At 66.3% G+C, this 19737-nt stretch carries 17 protein-coding genes and 1 tRNA gene; 12 read left to right on the top strand and 6 right to left on the bottom strand.

Annotated elements, in window-relative coordinates:
• Positions 1–84 precede the first annotated feature (84 nt).
• Genes AC1DES_RS11620 through AC1DES_RS11630 form a run of 3 tightly spaced genes read right to left on the bottom strand, consistent with a single transcriptional unit; the run spans position 85 to position 3991 of the window.
• Positions 85–1617 (bottom strand): APC family permease, encoded by a 1533-nt coding sequence (locus tag AC1DES_RS11620; RefSeq protein WP_476895897.1) that lies wholly within the window; start codon positions 1615–1617, stop codon positions 85–87.
• A gap of 14 nt (positions 1618–1631) precedes the next feature.
• Positions 1632–2558, bottom strand: coding sequence for a universal stress protein (locus tag AC1DES_RS11625; RefSeq protein ID WP_476895851.1), 927 nt, complete (start codon positions 2556–2558; stop codon positions 1632–1634).
• Positions 2559–2590: 32 nt separating this feature from the next.
• Positions 2591–3991 carry a flavin monoamine oxidase family protein gene (locus tag AC1DES_RS11630; protein WP_476895852.1) on the bottom strand — a complete coding sequence of 467 codons (1401 nt, stop codon included), beginning with the start codon at positions 3989–3991 and terminating at the stop codon, positions 2591–2593.
• 158 nt (positions 3992–4149) lie between these two features.
• Between AC1DES_RS11630 and AC1DES_RS11635 the strand changes: the two genes are divergently transcribed.
• From AC1DES_RS11635 to AC1DES_RS11655, 5 genes are all read left to right on the top strand, one after another.
• The gene (locus tag AC1DES_RS11635) at positions 4150–4839 is read left to right on the top strand and encodes a TetR/AcrR family transcriptional regulator (protein ID WP_476895853.1); all 690 of its coding nucleotides are present in this window, start codon (positions 4150–4152) and stop codon (positions 4837–4839) included.
• A 302-nt stretch (positions 4840–5141) separates the two neighbouring features.
• Positions 5142–5594: a hypothetical protein gene (locus AC1DES_RS11640; protein WP_476895854.1), complete on the top strand. Its 453-nt coding sequence runs from the start codon at positions 5142–5144 to the stop codon at positions 5592–5594.
• 78 nt (positions 5595–5672) lie between these two features.
• A complete protein-coding gene (locus tag AC1DES_RS11645; protein ID WP_476895855.1) occupies positions 5673–6158 on the top strand; it encodes a hypothetical protein in 486 nt (161 codons plus the stop codon).
• Positions 6155–7114, top strand: a complete 960-nt coding sequence (locus tag AC1DES_RS11650; RefSeq protein ID WP_476895856.1) for a hypothetical protein — start codon at positions 6155–6157, stop codon at positions 7112–7114. The genes AC1DES_RS11645 and AC1DES_RS11650 overlap by 4 nt, the downstream gene beginning before the upstream one ends.
• The gene (locus AC1DES_RS11655; protein ID WP_476895857.1) at positions 7111–7956 is read left to right on the top strand and encodes an oxygenase MpaB family protein; all 846 of its coding nucleotides are present in this window, start codon (positions 7111–7113) and stop codon (positions 7954–7956) included. The genes AC1DES_RS11650 and AC1DES_RS11655 overlap by 4 nt, the downstream gene beginning before the upstream one ends.
• 504 nt (positions 7957–8460) lie before the next feature.
• Here AC1DES_RS11655 and AC1DES_RS11660 read toward each other — a convergent pair.
• Positions 8461–8757 carry a tyrosine-type recombinase/integrase gene (locus AC1DES_RS11660; protein ID WP_476895858.1) on the bottom strand — a complete coding sequence of 99 codons (297 nt, stop codon included), beginning with the start codon at positions 8755–8757 and terminating at the stop codon, positions 8461–8463.
• Between the two features lie 27 nt (positions 8758–8784).
• Positions 8785–8867 (bottom strand) — tRNA-Leu (locus tag AC1DES_RS11665).
• Positions 8868–9251: 384 nt separating this feature from the next.
• Here AC1DES_RS11665 and AC1DES_RS11670 point away from each other — a divergent pair.
• Genes AC1DES_RS11670 through pknB form a run of 7 tightly spaced genes read left to right on the top strand, consistent with a single transcriptional unit; the run spans position 9252 to position 18894 of the window.
• A complete protein-coding gene (locus AC1DES_RS11670) occupies positions 9252–9998 on the top strand; it encodes an FhaA domain-containing protein (protein ID WP_476895859.1) in 747 nt (248 codons plus the stop codon).
• Positions 9995–10477 carry an FHA domain-containing protein FhaB/FipA gene (locus tag AC1DES_RS11675; protein WP_476895860.1) on the top strand — a complete coding sequence of 161 codons (483 nt, stop codon included), beginning with the start codon at positions 9995–9997 and terminating at the stop codon, positions 10475–10477. Before AC1DES_RS11670 ends, AC1DES_RS11675 begins: the two co-directional genes overlap by 4 nt.
• Positions 10478–10479: 2 nt before the next feature.
• Positions 10480–12210 (top strand): PP2C family protein-serine/threonine phosphatase, encoded by a 1731-nt coding sequence (locus AC1DES_RS11680; RefSeq protein WP_476895861.1) that lies wholly within the window; start codon positions 10480–10482, stop codon positions 12208–12210.
• A complete protein-coding gene (locus AC1DES_RS11685; protein WP_476895862.1) occupies positions 12207–13658 on the top strand; it encodes an FtsW/RodA/SpoVE family cell cycle protein in 1452 nt (483 codons plus the stop codon). The genes AC1DES_RS11680 and AC1DES_RS11685 overlap by 4 nt, the downstream gene beginning before the upstream one ends.
• Positions 13655–15109, top strand: a complete 1455-nt coding sequence (locus AC1DES_RS11690) for a peptidoglycan D,D-transpeptidase FtsI family protein (RefSeq protein WP_476895863.1) — start codon at positions 13655–13657, stop codon at positions 15107–15109. The genes AC1DES_RS11685 and AC1DES_RS11690 overlap by 4 nt, the downstream gene beginning before the upstream one ends.
• Positions 15106–16923 carry a protein kinase domain-containing protein gene (locus AC1DES_RS11695; protein WP_476895864.1) on the top strand — a complete coding sequence of 606 codons (1818 nt, stop codon included), beginning with the start codon at positions 15106–15108 and terminating at the stop codon, positions 16921–16923. The genes AC1DES_RS11690 and AC1DES_RS11695 overlap by 4 nt, the downstream gene beginning before the upstream one ends.
• A gap of 6 nt (positions 16924–16929) precedes the next feature.
• On the top strand, positions 16930–18894 hold the full coding sequence (gene pknB, locus AC1DES_RS11700) for a Stk1 family PASTA domain-containing Ser/Thr kinase (RefSeq protein WP_476895865.1): 1965 nt from the start codon (positions 16930–16932) through the stop codon (positions 18892–18894).
• A gap of 39 nt (positions 18895–18933) precedes the next feature.
• On the opposite strand, the gene AC1DES_RS11705 is transcribed toward pknB, so the two are convergent.
• Positions 18934–19575, bottom strand: coding sequence for an anthranilate synthase component II (locus AC1DES_RS11705; RefSeq protein WP_476895866.1), 642 nt, complete (start codon positions 19573–19575; stop codon positions 18934–18936).
• Between the last annotated feature and the right edge of the window lie 162 nt (positions 19576–19737).

Genomic DNA, 19737 nt, shown 5'->3' on the forward strand with positions numbered 1-19737 from the left:
CAACGGAGGAAGGTCCCCCGCCCGACAGCTTATTGGTAAGTGTGCTTACTTTCCAGTGGCGACCGTGGAGGACCTTCCCGTCCCCTAGATCCCGCGGGCCAGGACGTGTCCCTTGAAGAACTCGGGCCGGGCCATTGCCATGACCAGCATCAGCGCCACGCCCAGCAGGATCACGCCCATGCCCAGGACGAAGACGAGGCCCAGGCCGCCGATGGACGATCCCGAACCATAGTCGGGGTCCATGGAGTCATAGGCGGTCTTGACGAACATGACCAGCAACGTGATGCCGCCCAGCAGCGGCGCAAGGAACTTGAAGAAGAACGAGTGGGCCCCGCTGAAGGCCCGGGCGCGGAAGAACCAGACGCAGGCCAGGGCCGTGATGCCGTAGTAGAAGCAGATCATCATGCCGAGGGCCGTGATGGTGTCCCACAGGGCGTTCTCGGAGGTGGTCCGGGTGATGACGTAGAAGGCGGCGGCCGCCACAGCCGAGGCGATGGTGGCGTAGCTTGGGGACTTGTAGCTCGGGCTGATCCGGCCGAACTTCAGCGGCAGCGCCTTGTAGTGCCCCATGGACAAGAGGGTACGGGCCGGTGAGACAAACGTGGACTGCAGCGACGCCGCGGAGCTGCTCAGGATGGCCAGGGACATCAAGATGGCAAACGGGCCCATCACGGGGCCGGCGAGGACGGCGAAGATGCTGCCCTGGTTCTCGGGGTTGCCGGTTCCCAGCCCGGTGTCGCCGGTCCCGGCGAAGGACAGCGTGGCAAGGGCGACGGTCATGTAGATGATTACGATGACCAGCACCGTGACCGTGGCTGCGCGGCCGGGGGTCTTTTCCGGGTTCCTGGTCTCCTCGTTCATGGTCAGCGTGACGTCCCAGCCCCAGTAGATGAAGATGGACAGCGAAACGCCGGCCGCGAAGGCGGAGAAGGATCCGACGGCAAAGGGGTTGAACCAGTCCGGTGCGATGGCTGTCGCGTCAAAGGCGGTTCCGTTGGCCACGTGGCTGAATGCGGCCACGGCGAACCAGCCCAGAACCAGGAGCTGGAACCCCACCAGCACGTACTGGACACCTTTGGTGGTTTCCATGCCGCGGTAGGAGATCCAGCACGCCAGGGCGATGAACACGACCGTGGTGGCGATATTGAGCGGCAGGACCTTGCTGAGGTCGGCCAGCCCGGGGTTGCCGAAAAGCTGGGCCAGCATGAGGTAGAAGAAGTCCACCGCGACGGCCGCCAGGTTGGAGAGGACGATGATGGTTGCCGCGATGAGCCCCCAGCCGCCCATCCAGCCGATCCACGGACCGAATGCCCGGGAAGCCCACGTGAACGAGGTCCCGGCGTCGGGCATGGCGTTGTTCAGCTCCCGGTAGCCCAGTGCCACCAGCAGCATCGGAATGAAGCCGACGAGGAAGATCGCCGGGAGGTGCACGCCCACCTCGGAGACGGTCGGCCCCAGGGCAGCCGTCAGGGTGTATGCGGGGGCGATGCAGGACACACCGATGACGACGGCGCCGATCAGGCCCACCGATCCGGCCTTGAGGCCCTTGTCGCTGAGCCCTTTGTGGTCCCCGGCGTGCTGGCCGGAGCGGTGGTCGGTGTGCGAGGCCTTGGACATCGCATGTTCGGTACTCATTGTTGTGTCTCTCCGGAGGTTTCATTCGACGTTGAATGGTCTGAGCCTGCCGGCTCAGTAATGCGCTCGTAGCCGCTGGGGACCACGATCATCGGAACAGGAAGTGCCCGCAGGATCCGTCCGGCGGTGCTGCCCAGGAAGATTGACCGGTGCCGGGCCAGGCGGCTGGATCCGATCAGGAGGGCTTCACCGTCCTGCCAGTCGAGGCGGTCCACCGCTTCCTCGATGCTGCGGCCCTGGGCCACGACGATCTCGGGCTCGCCGGGTTCCCGGTCGCCCGGGACACATGCCGCCCGGGCCGCGGCGACGCTTTTCACCGCGTACTCCCGGGCGTCCTGGGCCGCATTGGGCAAGTCGCCGCCGTCGATCGTCAGGAGCGAGACCACCCGCAACGGCACCTTGCGTTCGGATGCCGCTGCCACTGCGAACTCCAGCAGCTTCCCTGCCCCGGCACGGTTGCCCAGGCCGCAACTGATCCGGGTCAGGGCCTGCCTGCGGTGGTAGCCATGGGGCGCAAGCGCTACCGGCACGGTGGCCGCGTGCAGCAGTGCACTGGCCACCGAACCGATCGTGAACCGCTTGAAGAGCCCGCCGCTGGTGGCCCCGATGATCAGCATCTCTGCCATAAGTTCCTCGCCTGCCTCAATCAGCGCCTCGGCCTCTGAGTCAGCGGTGCGGATGTGCGCGTTGACCGGAACGTCGTCCGGAACCAGCGCCAGGGCGTCCTCAAGCCACTGTTGCGCCTGCTCGTTCAGCAGGCTCTCGAACCCGGCTTTGGGTGCATGCGCGGCACCGTACTGGAGGACCTCGGGCACCACCAGCACCAGCTCAAGGGTGGCGCCCCGGCCTCGGGCCAGCGAGATAGCAAGGTTGACCGCATCGTGCCCGCGGGCGTTGGCTGAATACCCCACTACATGTCGCATCCGGGACATCCTTTCCGGGCGCTCGTTGATACCTACCGCGCCACGGAGGCACGGTCCGCGGCGGCTGCGACGCGTGCAGCCGTGAGACGGCCCATGCGCACGGCGCCGTCGACATGCTGGTAGCCCTCGGCCGCCAGATCGGAGGAGGACCAGTAGATCGGGCCCACGGGGGCGTGCTGGTCCTTGCCGTAGCGGTGCAGGCCGCCAAGGTCGTAGCTGGCGGCGTAGGCTCCGCGGGTCCATTCCTCGGAGCCCCAGTCGGACTCGTAGTAGACCTCGGGTTCGAGGGCCTTGCCGCCCAGGAAGCCTGCGATCGACTCCAGGATGGCCCGGCGGCGGTCCTCGGCACTGAGCTCGAACATGGCGTCGGCCTTTTCGTCCGAGACGAAGCCCACCAGCGTGCCGCGGGGGTCCTCGTGGTTGGTGTTGTCGTAGACCTCCTGGACCAGGGCGCCGGCGCCGAAGGAGGTTCCCGAGAGGCCCTCTTCGCGCCAGAAGGGCGAGCTGTAGACGGCGTGCACTTTGATGACGAGGCCGAGCGACTGGTGCTGGTGCATCTGGTGCTGGCGGCGCGGGAGCGGCGGATTAAAGGAGACGCGCGAGTACAGGTTCGGCGGCACGGCCATGATGACGAAGCGGGCACGCACGGTGGCGCGTTCGGACACGGCGGTTACCTTGTAGCCGGCGGCATCGTCGCCGGGCGCGGCGGCTTCCCAGTTGATCGTCCGGACCGGGCTGCCCAGTACAACGTCGTCACCCAGCTCCGCGGCCTGCAGCAGGGACACCTGCTGCATCCCGCCGATCACGCGCTTGTCCAGGATGAAGTCCTCGTCGGTCAGGTGGGTGAAGGATCCGGCGGAGGCGGCCATGAGCACCGCCTGCAGCGCGGAGAAAGCGTGCGCCGGCTTCGTCAGCATGCCCCCGGCTATGAACAGGCCGATGTTGTTGCAGGCTTCCTCGTCCGAGGAGTTCTGGCGCAGCCAGTGATGGAAGGAGATGGTGTCCAGTTCCCGGGCCTTCGGGTGTGCCCAGGGTTCGGACGGACCAATTTCCGCAGCCAGCGAGTCGAGCAGGGCCGTGAGCTTGTCCATCTCAGCGGCGGTGGTTTCGCTGACCGGGAAGGTGTCTCCGGTGTAGAGGGTGCGCTTGCCGTCGGCGCCGATGTAGACGGATTTCCCTTCGCGGTAGCGGGAGTAGGTTTCCAGGCCGAGCTCGTCCAGGAGCGCCAGCAGTTCCGTCTGGTCCGGCGACACCCACTGGCCGCCGATTTCCAGCATGGCGCCGTCAATGGTGTCCGTCCACGTACGGCCGCCGACGCGGTCCCGCGCCTCCAGGACTGCCACGCTCAGGCCGGCCTCCTTCAATGCCCGGGCTGCGGTCAGCCCGGCAGGGCCGGCTCCCACGATGACGACGTCGCGATCAAATTCCAGCATGATGTCCTCTCCGTGTCCGCAAGAGCGATGCGGACCACTAAATGAATGTCATTCATTTAGATCGACTATAGCGGCTTGCCGCGCGACGGGGAAGACCCCTGCGCAAAGAAGTGCACAATGGAAGAAACTTTGGGACACCCCACCGGAAAGGCCAGGAAATGCCGGCAGCCACGAGCGCCCCTGCTGACCCCCACCCCGTCGACGCCGAACCGCGGCGCCGGGCGGGCAGGCCGGCCGCTGCCGTCCTGGACCTGGGCGGCATCACGTCGGCGGCCCTCCAACTGGTCGGAAGAAGTGGCTACAAAAGCCTGACCATGGCCGCACTCGCGCGGACGTTGAACGTGGCGCCGTCGGCCCTCTACAACCACGTTTCCTCCAAACGGGAGGTGCTGGTCCTCGTCCAGGACCACCTGACCTCGCTCGTGGACGTGTCGGCTTTCGACTCCGAACCCTGGGAGCAGGCCGTCCGGGACTGGGCCTGGAGCTACCGGGACGTCTTTTCCAAGCACACACCGCTGATCCCGGTCATCGCCGTGCTGCCCGTGACCGACGCTCCGAAGACGCTCGCCATGTATGAGGCCGTGAGCGCCGGGTTCAGCCGGGCAGGATTTCCGCAGGAGCGCATCATCTCGGCCATCGTGGCGCTGGAATCCTTCATTTTCGGCTCCGCCTACGACGTCACGGCACCGGCGGACATCTTCGATTCGGGCAGCATGGCGTCGTCGACGCCGAACTTCACCGCCGCCGTCGCAAGCCTTGCCGGGCAGGGTTTCGAGAAGCCGGCCGACGCCGCCTTCAGCCTGGGCCTCGAGGCGCTCATTTCCGGTTTCGGCTCCCTCCGGCGCTGAGGCCGGTGGCGCGCCCACGGGGTCGACACTCCGGGAGTTTAAGCAATGGACCCCGGTCAAAGACCGGGGTTCCTCATTTGCGTGCGCGAGTGCTACCTGGGCATGGCTTTCACGGGGACCTTGCTGACCCCCTCGCAGTGACGCATAAAGGCCGCGCACTGAATAGTGCGCGGCCTTTCTGCCCCCCAAAGGTAAGGCACGGGAATCCTGCCCTTTTGGGCATGTCCAATTTCCTTGTGATGAGCGTACCTGCGAAGATTAGACATGTCCAACCATGTGGAACCCCGTCGAAAGGACCCGTCGTGACCGAAGACGCGTCGATCCCCGACCGCCACAGTTCACCGCTGGCCAGGAAGCTGAACCTGCTCCTGGACGCCGCCGAAGCCGAAGGCCGCAAAATCGCCTTCAACGACATCCGCGACGCCATGGCCGACGCCGGCACGCCGTTGTCCCGCGCGCGGTGGCACTACATGCGCAACGGCTCCGGCCCCGAGGTAAAGAAACCCGACCTCCTCCGCAACCTGGCCGCCTTTTTCGGGGTCCACCCCGACTACCTTCTCGAAGACCAGGGCGAGCTTCCCGAACGCGTCGAAGCGCAGATGGACCTGCTCGCCACGATGCGCGCCAACAAGGTCCGCAATTTCGCCGCCCGCCAGCTGGACGGGCTCTCCGCCGAGACGCTCCTGCAAATCCGGAACATCATCGACCAACAGCTCGCAAACACTCCGCGCGACCCATCGTCCTCGGACAGGTGACGGCTCTTCCTGTCCTGCTAGGCTCGGACTCGGAGATGGGGGCTTCGGGTCTCAACCAACCCTCACAAGGATCTATCCATGGATTACCGCGCTGCCCGCGCACGGGCTCAAGCAGCCGAGGAACACTTGCACCTGGCTGACCCTGTTTCCCTCGGATCCATCCGCCGGCACCTGGAAGGCACCCGCGGCCGGCCCATCTTCATCCAGCCCATGGATGGCACCCCGACCGACAAGGTCTGCGGACTCTGGTTCGGCCTGGATGACATGGACCTGATCCTGCACGCCAAGGGGGCCTCCGAGGTCCACCGGCAGCAGATCGTGCTGCACGAGTTCGCCCACATGATCCTCCGCCACGAGCAGGAGACGGTCAGCCACGACTACGTGAAAGTATTCTTCCCGGACCTTGACCCGGACCGGGTCCTCACCGCCCTGAAACGCACCGACTTCATGGACGAATTCGAAGTCACCGCCGAAATCCTCGCCGACCGGCTCGCCATGCGGATCCGCAACTCCGGCTTCCGCCACAACGCCCAGCCGGGTAACTTCGGGGCTGTGTTCGGATGATGCAGCTCATCATGGCCGGAGCCCTGCTGCTCCTTGCCGCAGCCCGGATCCCCGCACTGGTCCGGAAAGGCCGGGACACCGTCTTCATGGCCGCCGTGTTCGCCGGCGCGTCCTCCCTGCTCCTGGACCCGTCCCTGTATCTCGCCCTCGACCCGGCCCTGGGCGGGGCGAACATGGTCAAGCTTGCACTGAACTCCTTCATGATCGTCGGCCTCTGGTACCTGCGCGCCGCCGTCCTGAGCGCCGTGTCCCCCGACACGGACACCCGCCCCGGCTGGGTGCGCGCCCTGCCCCTGACCTTGACCCTGGCGTTGCAGGCAATCTTCTTTTTCCTCGCCGGCATTTCTACGTCCACCACCGCTTGGGCCGGCGACCACCGCCACGCCATCGCCACCTCCTTGTTCTCGCTGATGATGATCTTCTTCATCGCTTGGTCGTGCGGCCAAATTGCCTGGACGTGCTTCCGGTACGTGCCCCAAATGCGGCAGTCCTTCCGCGTGGGCTTTTCCATGGTGGGCCTCGGCTGCCTTGTGGCCGTCGCTGTCATGGCGGACATGGTCGCTGGGGAGCTCGAGGCCGCCATCCCGGACCTGTCGCTGCCCTGGGCGCAGGCCATCCCTGTCCACCCGTTCGAAATGGTCGCCATTACCCTGGTCGGTGTCGGGCTGACGATCCCGCCCGTCGCCGGCCGCATCACCGAGCGCCGGGCGGCAGCCCGGCTGCTTCGCACCATCGCCAAGGTGGCGCAAATCCGCGAACGGGCACTTGCAGACCGGCCGACGGACCGGATGCTGGAAGCCGACGCCGACGCACTCCCCGAAGAACGCCTGCACAGGATGATCGTGGAAATCTGGGACGCCGAACTCGCCGCGGGCGGCCGCTCAGGCCTGGCAGCGGAAGACCGCGACTACCTGCTCCTGGTCGAATCCGACTTCGGTCTGGAACGCACCCAGTGAGCGGCCTGCTGGCGCATAAGACCCGGCGATCCCTCCCCTGCGGCGAGGACCTGTATGGCATCTACCGGACCATGGTGCTCTACGACTTCCAGAAGGAAATCCACGCCGGGTTCTTCGTCTCTTACTACCGGAACTTCGCCATCCCGTCGATCGCGCGGACCTTGGCGGCCCGCGGCGAACTGCGGGCCCGACCGATGAAACGCTCCTACGACACCGGCATCGTCATCCACGAGATCATCGCCAACGGGTTTGACAGTGACCGCGGACAAGCCATGGTGAACCTGCTGCGCCGGGTCCATGCGGGCGTCCCGGGCACCGGGGAGGACTTCCTGTACGTGCTCATGACGCTGCTGGTGCTGCCGCTGCGCTGGATCGCCCAGTACGGCTGGCGGAAAGCCACTCCCCTGGAGGAGCGGGCCGCCGTCGCGTTCTACGCCGAACTGGGCCGCCGGATGGGTCTGGACGCGGCGCCGGCGACTCTGGCCGAGGCGAACGCGTTCCTGGACGACTACGAAGCCCGCCACATGGGCCCCAGCCCGGAAGGCGCCGAGCTGCTCGCCGCCACCGTGGATGCCCTGAAGGTCCGGCTCCATCCGCGGCTACGCCCGTTCACCGGCCTCGTACTGGCCCTGATGATGGACAAACCCGAGGTCGCCGTCGCCCTGGGCCTGAAGCCAGCACCGGCAGTGCTGCGGGCCGCGTACCGGACCGTGCTGCGGGTCCGTGCCCTCCGTGCCCGGATGAGTCCGCTGCCGACGAACCCGTCGTTCACCCCGGGCGGGCGCATGTCCGCCTACCCCAACGGGTACACCCTGGACATGATCGGGCCCGCGGCTTCCTGACGCAGGCGGCGGTCCGCCGGACACAGGCGGGCATGACGTTCATCCCCGCCCACAAGGCCGCAGGCATCCCCGACGGCGGCCAGTTCGCCGCGGCCTCCCGCTCCGACCTAGATCCCTCCCTCGGCTTCACCCAGGCATTTTCCCTTGCACGGTTTCCGTTACACTTGATCGGTCGCACGGCAGTCTTTCCCCCAAAGACTGCCGTGCTTCTTATTGCCCGGATGGCACATTGCCGACGAGCCGCCATGACACCGCAATCCGCCACATTCGTGCCTGTTGCGCAAGCAGCGATGGGCGGAACAGGGCCGTGCGCGGACAGTACGCGATGACCCCGGCCACCGGAGGCCTGCTTTCCTACCCCAGGCGGGGCCTGGCCAGCGACGGTGGAGCCGCCACCGCCGGTTAAGACAGTGCCACCGCCGGGCACTCCCCCGGTGCCGATGGGTGAGCAGGAGGCAGCACCATTCCCCGCGACCTGACCGCTGACTTCAGGACGCCGGCACCTTAGCTTCCAAATGCCTTGACCATCGCTTCCGCCGCATCCTCGCAGGCTTCAGGAAGCATATGTGAGTAGCGATTGATCGTCGTAGTGATGCTCTTGTGGCCTAAGGTGTTTCTGCAGTTGAACATCTCGAGCCCAGCCTGAAGGAGCCACGATTCGTTGGGATGACGCAAGTCGTGGATGCGCACTCGGGGACGCCAGCACCGGTAGCCCCGTACGATGGCCAGATCCCAGGCGCGCCAGGCCGCACCTTGGTCCGTCCGCGCGGGCCGACACACGAAAGAACCCCGGGGAATCATTGATTTCCCGGGGTTCTTTGCATTGCGTGCGCGAGGGGGGATTTGAACCCCCACGCCCTTTCGGACACTGGCACCTGAAGCCAGCGCGTCTGCCGTTCCGCCACTCGCGCGCAACTTCCTCCACTCGGAAAGGGTCCGTTACCCGGACCGCCAACCTCGTAAAAGCAGCGAGATCAAGCATAACGGACAACTGCGGGAAAACACCAATCGGGCAGCCGGGCCCGGCATATCGACGTTTTTCGCACGTCGCACGCCTGCCCGCCCGAACCCTCCCGGGAGGCCACAGTGACGGCCCCGGGCGGGTGTCACCCCACGTCAGGGCCGGTCCACGGCGGCTTCCGTCGACGGAGCGCGGGCGCCCATTGAGGCCATTCCCAGCCATGCCCAGTAGTATCTGATGTAGGAGCGCCCTTCGGGAACAGGCGCCCGACGGTGTTGAAAACCGAGTTCCGGAACGAGCGCTGCCCCGCAGCCATCAGGAAAGGAGAAGGACCATGGGATTGCTGGACAAAGTCGAGCGCGGCATCGAAAAGGCCGTCCGTGGAGTCTTCTCCACCGGTTCTCGCGCCCAGGTTGAGCCCGTCGAGATCGCCAGCCGCCTTCGCGGCGAGGTGGACAACAAGGCCATCACGATCGCTGCCGGACGCACCCTGGCCCCTAACGTTTTTGACGTCCTTCTCAGTGATGAGGACTTCCAGCGCGCCCAGGAATGGGGCACGCCCCTCGCGGAAGAACTTTGCGACGTCGTCATCAACCACGTGCGCAGCCAGGGCTACACCCTCCAGGGGCCGGTCCGCATCAGCTTCCGGCGCGCCGAAGAACGCCGCGCCGGGGACTTCGAGATCGCGTCACGGACCGAGAAGGCCTCCGCACCCTCGGCCCCCGCCCCGACCCCTTACGGCAATCTGCCGGCGGCCCCGACACGCCAGCCCGCGCGGCTTCAGCCCGTACTGGACATCGAAGGCCAGCGTTACTCGTTGAACGCCCCGTCGATCGTCCTCGGACGATCCTCCGAGGCGGACATCCTCATTGACGACACCGGAGTTTCGCGGCGCCATCTGGAGATCCGGTCCGGATCCGGCACAGCCGAGGCCGTTGATCTCGGGTCCACCAACGGCAGCTATGTCAACGGCCACAAGATCGTGGGCAGTTCGGAACTCACCGACGGCTCCACCATCACGATGGGACGGACGAAAATCATCTTCCGACTTCTGCCCGCCAACCCAGGTGGCCGCGCATGAGCGAACTCACCATCACCGCCCTGCGCTTCGGGTTCCTGATCCTTCTCTGGGTGCTGATTTTCAGTATCGTCTCCGCCATGCGCCGCGACCTCATGATCGGACGCAAGGCAGCGGCCGGAGCCCCGACGGCACGCCAGGTGCGCAAGAATCCCGCCCTGGCCGAGCCGGCACCGGCTCCCGTCAGGCAGCAGGCCCGGCAGCTGGTCGTGACCGAGGGACCGCTCAGGGGCACCACGATCGCCCTGGCCGCAAGCCCCATCCTGCTCGGACGTGCGCAGGAAGCCACGCTCGTCCTGGAGGACGACTACGCCTCCGGCCGGCACGCCCGCCTGTTTCCGCAGGGCAGCCGCTGGTTCATCGAGGATCTCGGATCCACTAACGGCACGTATCTTGCAGACCAGCAGCTGACCCGGGCCCTACCGGTGGAACTGGGTGTCCCCGTGAGAATCGGCAAGACGGTCATCGAATTGAGGCCATAGCCATGGCTGCTCCGGACCGTTCCGCAGGCCAGGCAGTGGATAAGGCAACTGTTCCCCAGCGGCCGCTCATCATGCGCTACGCTGCACGTTCCGACGTCGGCCGCGTGCGCGCAAAGAACGACGACTCCGCCTACGTCGGCCGCCACCTCGCAGTCGTCGCCGACGGCATGGGCGGCCATGCGGGCGGCGATGTCGCCTCCGCCGCCACAGTGCTGGACATGATCCACCTGGATCACGACACCTACGACGGCGATGCCGACACGGTCCTCGCCGATGAGATCCAGACTGCGAACTCGTTGCTCTCCGAGCTCGTCCACATCAACCCCAAGCTTGCCGGGATGGGCACCACGGTCACGGCCCTTCTGCTGGCGGAAGGCAAACTCCACTTCGCCCATATCGGCGACTCCCGCGCCTACCGCCTGCGTAAGGGCGAGTTCGAACAGGTCAGCGTTGACCACACCTTCGTCCAGCGGCTCATCGACGAAGGCCGCCTGCGCCCTGAAGAGGCGGAAACGCATCCGCACAAGAACGTCCTCATGCGCGTCCTGGGCGACGTCGACGCGAGCCCCGAACTTGACCTGGACACGCTCGACGTCCAGCCGGGTGAGCGCTGGCTGCTCTGCTCCGATGGCCTTAACTACGTCGCCGGCCACGTGGTGGAGCGCACCGTCCGGGAGACAAAGGATCTGCGCGAATGCGCTGAACTCCTGGTGGACCTCACGCTCGAGGCCGGCGCGCCGGACAACGTGACGGTTGTCCTCGTTGATATCGCCGAGCAGACGCTCGACGACGTGCGGACCGACGCCGTCGACATCGTCCCCGCACGCGCAGCCCTCCCTCCGTCCGCAGAGGTGGCGGGCGCCGCCGCGGTGCCAGGAACCGGGAGCACCTACGGCGCCGGGACGGGCGAGGCGGCGTCGAAAGAGACGCCCCACGGCGCGAAGGCCGGCGGGCGTGAGACTGCAGCGAAGGCCGGTGCCGCAGGCACAGCTCCGGACTCAGATACTGCTGCCGATACGGACTCCAACAAGGGATCCGGCAAAGACACGGACACAACGGAACCCGAGCCGGCGACGGATCCGCACCTGGGCGAACACCTGTCCGCCGAGGTCCTGCGCGAAGAGCTCTCCACCCGCCCCCATGAGCTCGTGGGAGCCGCAGCCGCAGCCGCGGAATCCGGCTCCATCCCGTCCATTGCGGGACGGACCGTCGCACGCAGGGCCGCGACGGTCCTGACGCACAAGTCGGACCAAGCACGCGAAGAGGCGGAGGACTACAAGCCTGCCACCCGCTCCCGCCGCTGGCTGACAGTGTCCATCGCAGCCGCCATCGTGGCCCTTCTGGGTGTTGGCCTGTGGCTTGGCTACGCGTGGACCCAGACCCGGTACTACATCGGCGAACAGGATCAGCATGTGGCCATCTTCAACGGGGTATCCCAGCGCTTGGGCCCTATCCAACTTTCCACGCTCGAAGCGGTGACCGATATCCGGATGTCAGATCTGCCTGAATTTTCCCAACAGCGCGTACGCGAGACGGTGCCCGCCCGCGATCTCTATGACGCCCAGAGGATCGTGAAGAACCTCGAGCGGACCGGCACCACGGCCCCCGCGGATGAATGCCTTACGCCCTCCCCCACCACGACCGCTGCCGGACCCACCGCCGGCGCCTCCGGAACGCCGCAACCGACGGCCTCCGCCACGGCGACGCCGCAGAATTGCCAGGGGGCCAAATGACACACATCGACACGGTTCCCAAGCCCCGGCGGAACGTGGAGCTCGTCCTGCTGGTCCTGGCCCTCGCCGTCGGGATTGGTGCGCAGGCTCTGGTCGGTGTGGACCGGGAAAAGGCCTTCGACACCGACTTCTGGTTCCAGTCCAGCCTGCTGGCCTTTGCCGCTCTGGCGTTTCACGTGGTTCTTCGCATCCGCGCTAAATATGCCGATCCGGTAATACTTCCAATCGTCGTGGCCATCAACGGCCTCGGCCTCGCCATGATCCACCGCCTGGACCATGTCGGGGAAGACACCGGCAACAACCAGCTGCGCTGGACGGTGGTGGCCATGGCCGTCGCCATCGCGGTCATCTGGTTCCTGAAGGATCACCGGATCCTGCGCCGCTTCACCTACATCTCACTGGCGGTCAGCGCGGTCCTGCTGGTCCTGCCGCTCGTGCCGGGCATTTCCGCCGGCGAGGTCCTGGGCGCCAGCGTCTGGATCAAGATCGGCTCCATGACCTTCCAGCCGGGTGAGGTCGCCAAGATCACGCTGGCCATCTTCTTTGCCGGCTATCTCTCCTCGAACCGGGACCTCATCCTGCTGGCCGGACGCAAGGTCGGGCCGTTGCAGTTCCCCCGGTTCAAGGACATGGGGCCGATGATCACCGCCTGGCTGGTCAGCATCGGCGTGCTGGTCTTCCAGCGCGACCTCGGTACGTCGATTCTGTTCTTCGGCCTCTTCCTGGTCATGATCTACGTCGCCACGAGCCGTATCAGCTGGGTGATCATCGGAGTGGTCCTCATGGCCGGCGGCGGCTTCGTAGCCTCCAAGGTCTTCTCCCACGTGGCCCTGCGGATCGACGGCTGGATCAATGCCTTCACGCCCGAGGTCTATGGCCGGGAGTTCGGCGGCAGCCTCCAGATCGTGGAGGGCCTGTTCGGCATGGCCAATGGCGGCCTTGTCGGCACGGGTCTTGGCCAGGGGCGCCCCAACCTCGTCCCCTTTGCCAACAGCGACATGATCATCGCCTCCTTTGGCGAGGAACTCGGGCTGATCGGTGTCTTTGCCATCGTCCTGATGTACCTGCTGCTGTTCACGCGCGGCTTCCGCGCCGCGCTCGGCACCCGGGACGCCTTCGGAAAACTGCTGGCGACCGGCCTGTCCTTCGCCATCGCACTGCAGTGCTTTGTAGTGATCGGTGGCGTCACCCGGCTCATTCCTCTCACCGGCCTGACCACCCCGTTCCTGGCAGCCGGAGGTTCTTCCCTCCTGGCCAACTGGATCATTGTCGGCCTGCTGCTGATGATTTCGCACACCGCTCGGAGCCCGGTGGACACCACGCCGATGGCTCCCGGCGAGGCTCCAGACGCAAGTAAGGGCGCCCCCGCCATGCCCTCGAAGCCGGCAGCAGCCTCCGGCGCCCGCACCAGACCCGACGCACCCACTGAGGCGGTGAAACACCTGTGAACCAGGCCATCCGAAATTCATGGATTGCCGCGATCGCGATGTTCGCGCTGATCTTCGGCGCCCTCAGCTATGTCCAGGTGGTGGGAGCCGACGAGCTCAAGGCCAATGCATGGAACAAGCGCGCCCTCCTGCAGAACTACTGCAACGACCGCGGCGCCATCATCGTCGGCGGCAGCCCGATCGCGCAATCGGTCGCCGGCAACGAGAGCTGCAAATTCCAGCGGACCTACACGCAGCCGGAGCTGTACGCCGGAATTACTGGCTACTTCTCGAAGAACTACGGCCTGAGCGGGCTTGAGAAGGCCATGGACGGGCAGCTCGCCGGCAGCTCGGACCAGCTGTTCCTGGACCGGGTCGGCCAGCTCTTCCTCGGCAACCAGCCCAAGGGCGCATCGGTTGAGCTGACCCTGGATCCGAAGATCCAGAAGCTCGCCTATGACCTCATCCCGGACGGCCAGCGGGGCTCCATCGTGGTGACCAACCCCAAGACGGGGGCCATTCTGGCCATGGTCTCCAAGCCCTCCTACGATCCGAACCAGATCGCAACGCAGGATGCCGATGCCGAACAGGCCAACTACGCCGCCCTGAACAAGATCCCGGGAATCAACCTGAACCAGAACGTCAGCGGCCCCACCGGCGCGCTCCTGGCGCCCGGATCGGTGTTCAAGCTCGTTGATACGGCGGCGGCGCTCAACTCGGGCAAGTACAACAAGGACAGCGAACTGCCGAACCCGGCGGAAATGCCTTTCCCGGGCATCCAGTACAAGCTGCCGAACTACGCCGGGGGCAACTGCTACACCCGCACCACGGCGAGCTTCGCTTTCGCCCTCCAGCAGTCCTGCAATACTCCGTTCGCGAGTATCGCACTGGATCTGGGCGAGAAAGCCATCGCGGACCAGGCGCAGAAATTCGGTTTCGGCCAGGACTGGGGCGACCAGCTGAAGCTGGACTCCGCCCAGAGCATCTTCCCCAAGGACCTGGACCAGGCCGGCCTGGCGCAGTCAGCCATCGGCCAGCGTGACGTCCGGGCTACTCCGCTCGAGATCAACATGATGACCGCGGCGATCGCCAATGGCGGCGTCCAGATGCAGCCGAACCTGATCAAGGCCGTCCGTTCCCCGGACCTGCGCGTGATCGACGAGCCCAAGCCCCAGCCGCTGCGGACCTCCACTACGCCCGAGATCTCCCGCCAGATCACGGAGTGGATGACCAGCGTCGTCAGCGACGGCATCGCCCGTGGCGCCGCCGTGCCTGGCGTGCAGGTGGCAGGCAAGACCGGCACCGCGGAGCTAGGTACCGGCCTGAACAACTCATGGTTTACCGGGTTTGCCCCGGCGAACGACCCGCAAGTGGCTGTCACCATCGTCATGCAAGGCGTGGACATCACCACCGGCGCAAAGCTAACCAGTCCGAACGCGAAGAAGATTTTTGAGGCGGTGTTGAATAAGTGAGGCCTTCATCAGGAATCACCCTCGGCGGCAGGTTCCAGCTGACCACGCGCATTGCGATCGGCGGTATGGGAGAAGTCTGGAAAGCCAAAGACCTGGTCCTTGGCCGCATCGTCGCCATCAAGGTCCTCAAGGAGGAATACACCGGCGATCCGGGCTTCCTCCAGCGCTTCCGGGCCGAGGCACGCCACACCGCGCTCCTGAACCATGTGGGAATCGCCAATGTGTTCGACTACGGCGAGGAAGAGGGCTCCGCCTACCTCGTCATGGAACTTGTCCCGGGCCAGCCACTGAGCAGCATCATCGAACATGAGCAGGTGCTCTCACCGGATCGCACCCTCTCGATGATCGCGCAGACCGCGCGCGCCTTGGCCATCGCCCACGCCCAGGGTCTCGTGCACCGCGACATCAAGCCGGGCAACCTGCTCATCACTCCGGACGGACGGGTCAAAGTCACCGACTTCGGCATCGCCCGCCTCGCGGACCAGGTTCCGCTGACGCAGACCGGGCAGGTGATGGGCACCGCCCAGTACCTGGCTCCGGAGCAGGCCACCGGCCAGACAGCCACCGGGGCGTCGGATATCTATTCGCTCGGCGTGATCGGCTACGAATGCCTCACCGGGCACCGCCCTTTCTCCGGGGAGTCCCAGATCGCGATCGCACTGGCCCAGGTCAACGATGCGCCGCCGCCGCTGCCCGAAACCCTGCCTAAGCCCGTCCGTGCCCTGCTGATGTCCATGCTGGCCAAGGATCCCAAGAGCCGGCCCGCCAACGCCATCAAGCTCTCCGAGGCAGCCGAAGCCATCCGCGACGGTGACATCGGCGCCGCGCACGCCGCCGTGCCCGGGATGCTCCTCTTCGAGGCAACCACGGGTCCCATCACCGCCCCCGTGGACATCCCGACGACGGCCACGGGTGTCATCGGGGACCGTTCGACGTCGGCGACATCGGCTCTGCCCGTTGTCGGTGCCGCCGGCGCGGGAGCGGCGGCAGGCCTGGCGGCCGGAGCGGCCGCTGCCAGCGGGTACGGCGCGCGCAGCGCCCTTTCGCGCGCCGATGCCCTGGCCGCTGAGCGGAACTGGGTGCAGGAGGACGAGGACTACGACGAACCCGTTGATGAGCCGCAGCGCCGCGGCCGCAGCCCGTGGACCTGGCCGCTCATTGCCTTGATCCTGCTGGTGCTCTTCGCCATCGTGGGTGTCGCCCTTACCCAGGCGGGCATGCTCTTCCCCTCGCAGCCGGTGGCCAGCACTTCCGCCGCCAGCAGCGCGAAGCCCAGCAGCGCCACGCCGTCGGCGTCGCCCACGGCGACGACCCCCAGCCCCACTGTCAGCTCCGCGACACCCACCCAGTCCACCCCGGCCGCCATCAATGTGTTCCCGGACGCCTACCTGGGCCGGCCCTACAACGATGTCCGGAACGAGCTGACGGCAAAGGGATTGCAGGTCGACGGCGCCGAGGCCTTCAACAGTGCCCCGCCGGGAACAGTCATCGACATCAATCCGACCGGTCCTGTCCAGCCCGGCTCGATCATCAAGGTGTTCTACTCGAAGGGACCCGAGATGGTCGCGGTCCCCGCGATCCCGTCGGGCGCCACGGAGGCCGCGGCCCAACAAGCCATCCAGAATGCCGGGCTCCGCTGGGTCAAGGGCGCCGACGTCGACCCGAGCAACAAGAAAGAGGATCCGGGAACTTTTGTCAGCTCGGATCCTGCGTCGGGCCAAAAAGTAGCCAGCGGTTCCGTGGTGACCTACCATCTGGCCAAGGCCCCGGCCGCGGCCACGCCTTTGCCGACGGTCACGAAGCCGACACCGTAGCCAGCCATGTCCAACACGCCCCGCACACCGTCTCACCGGGAGGACCGCCGCCCCGTGAACACCCAGCGCGTCCTCAGCGGGCGTTATGAGCTGGGTGAACTGATTGGCCGCGGCGGGATGGCGGATGTGTTCCGCGGCGTTGACGCGCGGCTGGGACGGACCGTGGCAGTCAAACTGCTGCGCCCGGACCTGGCCCGGGATCCGCAGTTCCAGGCCCGGTTCAAGCGCGAGGCCCAGGCCGTAGCAGCGCTGAACCACCCCTCGATCGTGGCCGTCTACGACACCGGGGACCATGCGGTTCCCGGCGACCACGACGACACGGTCCGGGTGCCCTACATTGTGATGGAGTTCGTTTCCGGCAAGACCATCCGGGACCTCATCAGGGCGAAGGAGGTCACGATCGACCAGGCCGTCGACTTCACCCTCGGCGTGCTCTCGGCCCTCGACTACAGCCACAAGGCCGGGATCGTGCACCGGGATATCAAGCCGGCCAACGTGATGTTCTGCCCCGAGTCCAACAGCGTCAAGGTGATGGACTTCGGGATTGCCCGCGCCATGGCGGACTCCTCCGCGACCATGACGCAGACACAAGCCGTCGTGGGCACTGCCCAGTACCTCTCGCCTGAACAGGCCCGGGGCGAAACCGTGGACGCCCGCAGCGACCTCTATTCAGCCGGATGCCTGCTGTACGAGATGCTGGCCGGCCGCCCGCCGTTCATCGGCGACAGCCCGGTGTCCGTGGCCTACCAGCATGTCCGCGAGATCCCCGAACTGGCCAGCAGCCTGAACCCCGAAGTCTCCGAGGCCCTGGACAGTGTGCTCATGAAGGCATTACAGAAGAACCGGGCCGACCGTTTCCAGGACGCCGCAGCATTCCGGCGCGCCCTGCGGGCCGCGCGCAGCGGCGTCGCAGTGGCGCCGCCCGCGTCGAGCGAGGCACCCACGGACCCCACCAACAGCGTTCCCCGTCCCGACGGTGCAGCGCCCACGGCTGCTTTCTCGCTGACCGGGGCCAAGTTCCTGGACGACGTACCGGGCGGCCGTCTCCGGCCTGCCGGTGACACAGCGGGAGACGACCAACCACTGAAGGCGCACGACACCGAACTCTATGGGCGGGCGGACACCGGCAGCCTTCCGCTGGTCCTGCCGGCCGAGCGCGAACAGACCACCTATCAGAAGTCCCGGCGCCGAACATGGATTGCGACCCTTATGGTCCTCACTGTGCTGGTCCTCGTCGGAGGCGGCCTGTGGCTGTACAACCTGATGAACCAGCAGCCGCCGCCGGTCGCCAGGATCCTGGTTCCAACGGTGACCTCGCTTACCGAATCCGAGGCACTTCAGAAGCTCTACAACGCCGGGCTCAAACCGCAGCTCAACAGGCTCCAGAATGACGCCATTGCCAAGGGCAGCGCCATCGGCACTGTGCCTGCTGCGGGCAGCTCCCTGGAACGCAATGCGGACGTCACGCTCAACATATCCGAGGGTCCAAGCGTCATCACCATTCCTGCCGATCTGCCCGGCCGAACCGAGGCGGCCGCCCGGGATGTGCTGCGCCAGAAAGGCCTGACGGGAGCTCCGACAACCACCATGAGCAACAGCCCTGCCGTGCCGGCCGGCATCGTCATCACCACGAATCCTGCGCCCGGGCAGAATGTGGCCGCGGGCAGCACGGTTGAATTGGTCGTCTCCACCGGCAAGGTGGCCGTTCCCCAGCTGATCGGACTGCCGCGGACCGAGGCGGAGGCCGCCCTGAAGGCTGCGGGGCTGGCGATGAGCGTCACGGAAGTCGAAAATTCCCAGGTGGTACCGGGCAAGGTGACCGCACAGAGCGACGCCGCGGACGCAACGGTCGAACAGGGCAAGACCATCGCCGTCACCGTGGCGAAGGCTCCGCCGCCACCCCCGGCACCGGCGCCGACACCGACGCCGACACCGACGGCGAAGACAGAGGGCTTGAGCCTCCTGGGTTAGGTCCCGTGCGCTGGTTCTCGTAACCGGCGCCGAAGAACGTCAGTGCCGGATGAGCGGGCTTAGTCCCGCGGCCCGCTCGGCGGCGCCCGCCATGCCCAACGATTCCAGCCAGTTGCCCAGCATCTGGTAACCGCCCTCGGTCAGCACCGACTCCGGGTGGAACTGGACGCCGCACAAGGGGGCGGTGCGGTGCTGCAAGCCCATCACTACGCCGGTGCTTGTCTCTGCGGTGATCTCCAGGACGTCCGGGATGCTTTCGCGGACGGCGGCAAGCGAGTGGTAGCGGGTCGCCGTAATGGGCGAGGGCAGCCCGGCAAACACGCTGGTCCCGTGGTGCTCGACCAGGGATGTCTTGCCGTGCATGAGTTCCGGGGCGTGGGTCACTATCCCGCCGTAAGCCTCCGCCAGCGCCTGGTGACCCAGGCACACCCCGAGCATGGGCTTGCTGTGGCCGCCGCACCACTTGATCAGCTCAATGCAGACTCCGGCCCCTGCGGGGTTTCCCGGCCCCGGTGAGATGAGTACGCCGTCGCGCGCCTCGGCCATCTCGATGGCTTCCGCGAGGGTGACGTCGTCATTTCGGACCACGGTGGTCTCCGCGCCGAGTTCCTGGAGGTAGCCAACCAGGGTGTAAACAAAGCTGTCGTAGTTGTCTACGACCAGAATCTTGGTTGTGCTCATGGGTGCCTTGCTGAACCAATCGTCGAATCAGTGAATTGGGTGAAATGCGCCATTCAGGGAAAGGGATCTGAACCATCAATACCAGTAGGCCGGCAACAAGCACCAGCGCCGCAGCAATCCTCAGCCGCGAGCGTCGAATTCCAACGCGGGTTCTCCTCCTGG

This window comes from Arthrobacter sp. 05T442, assembly GCF_056395945.1.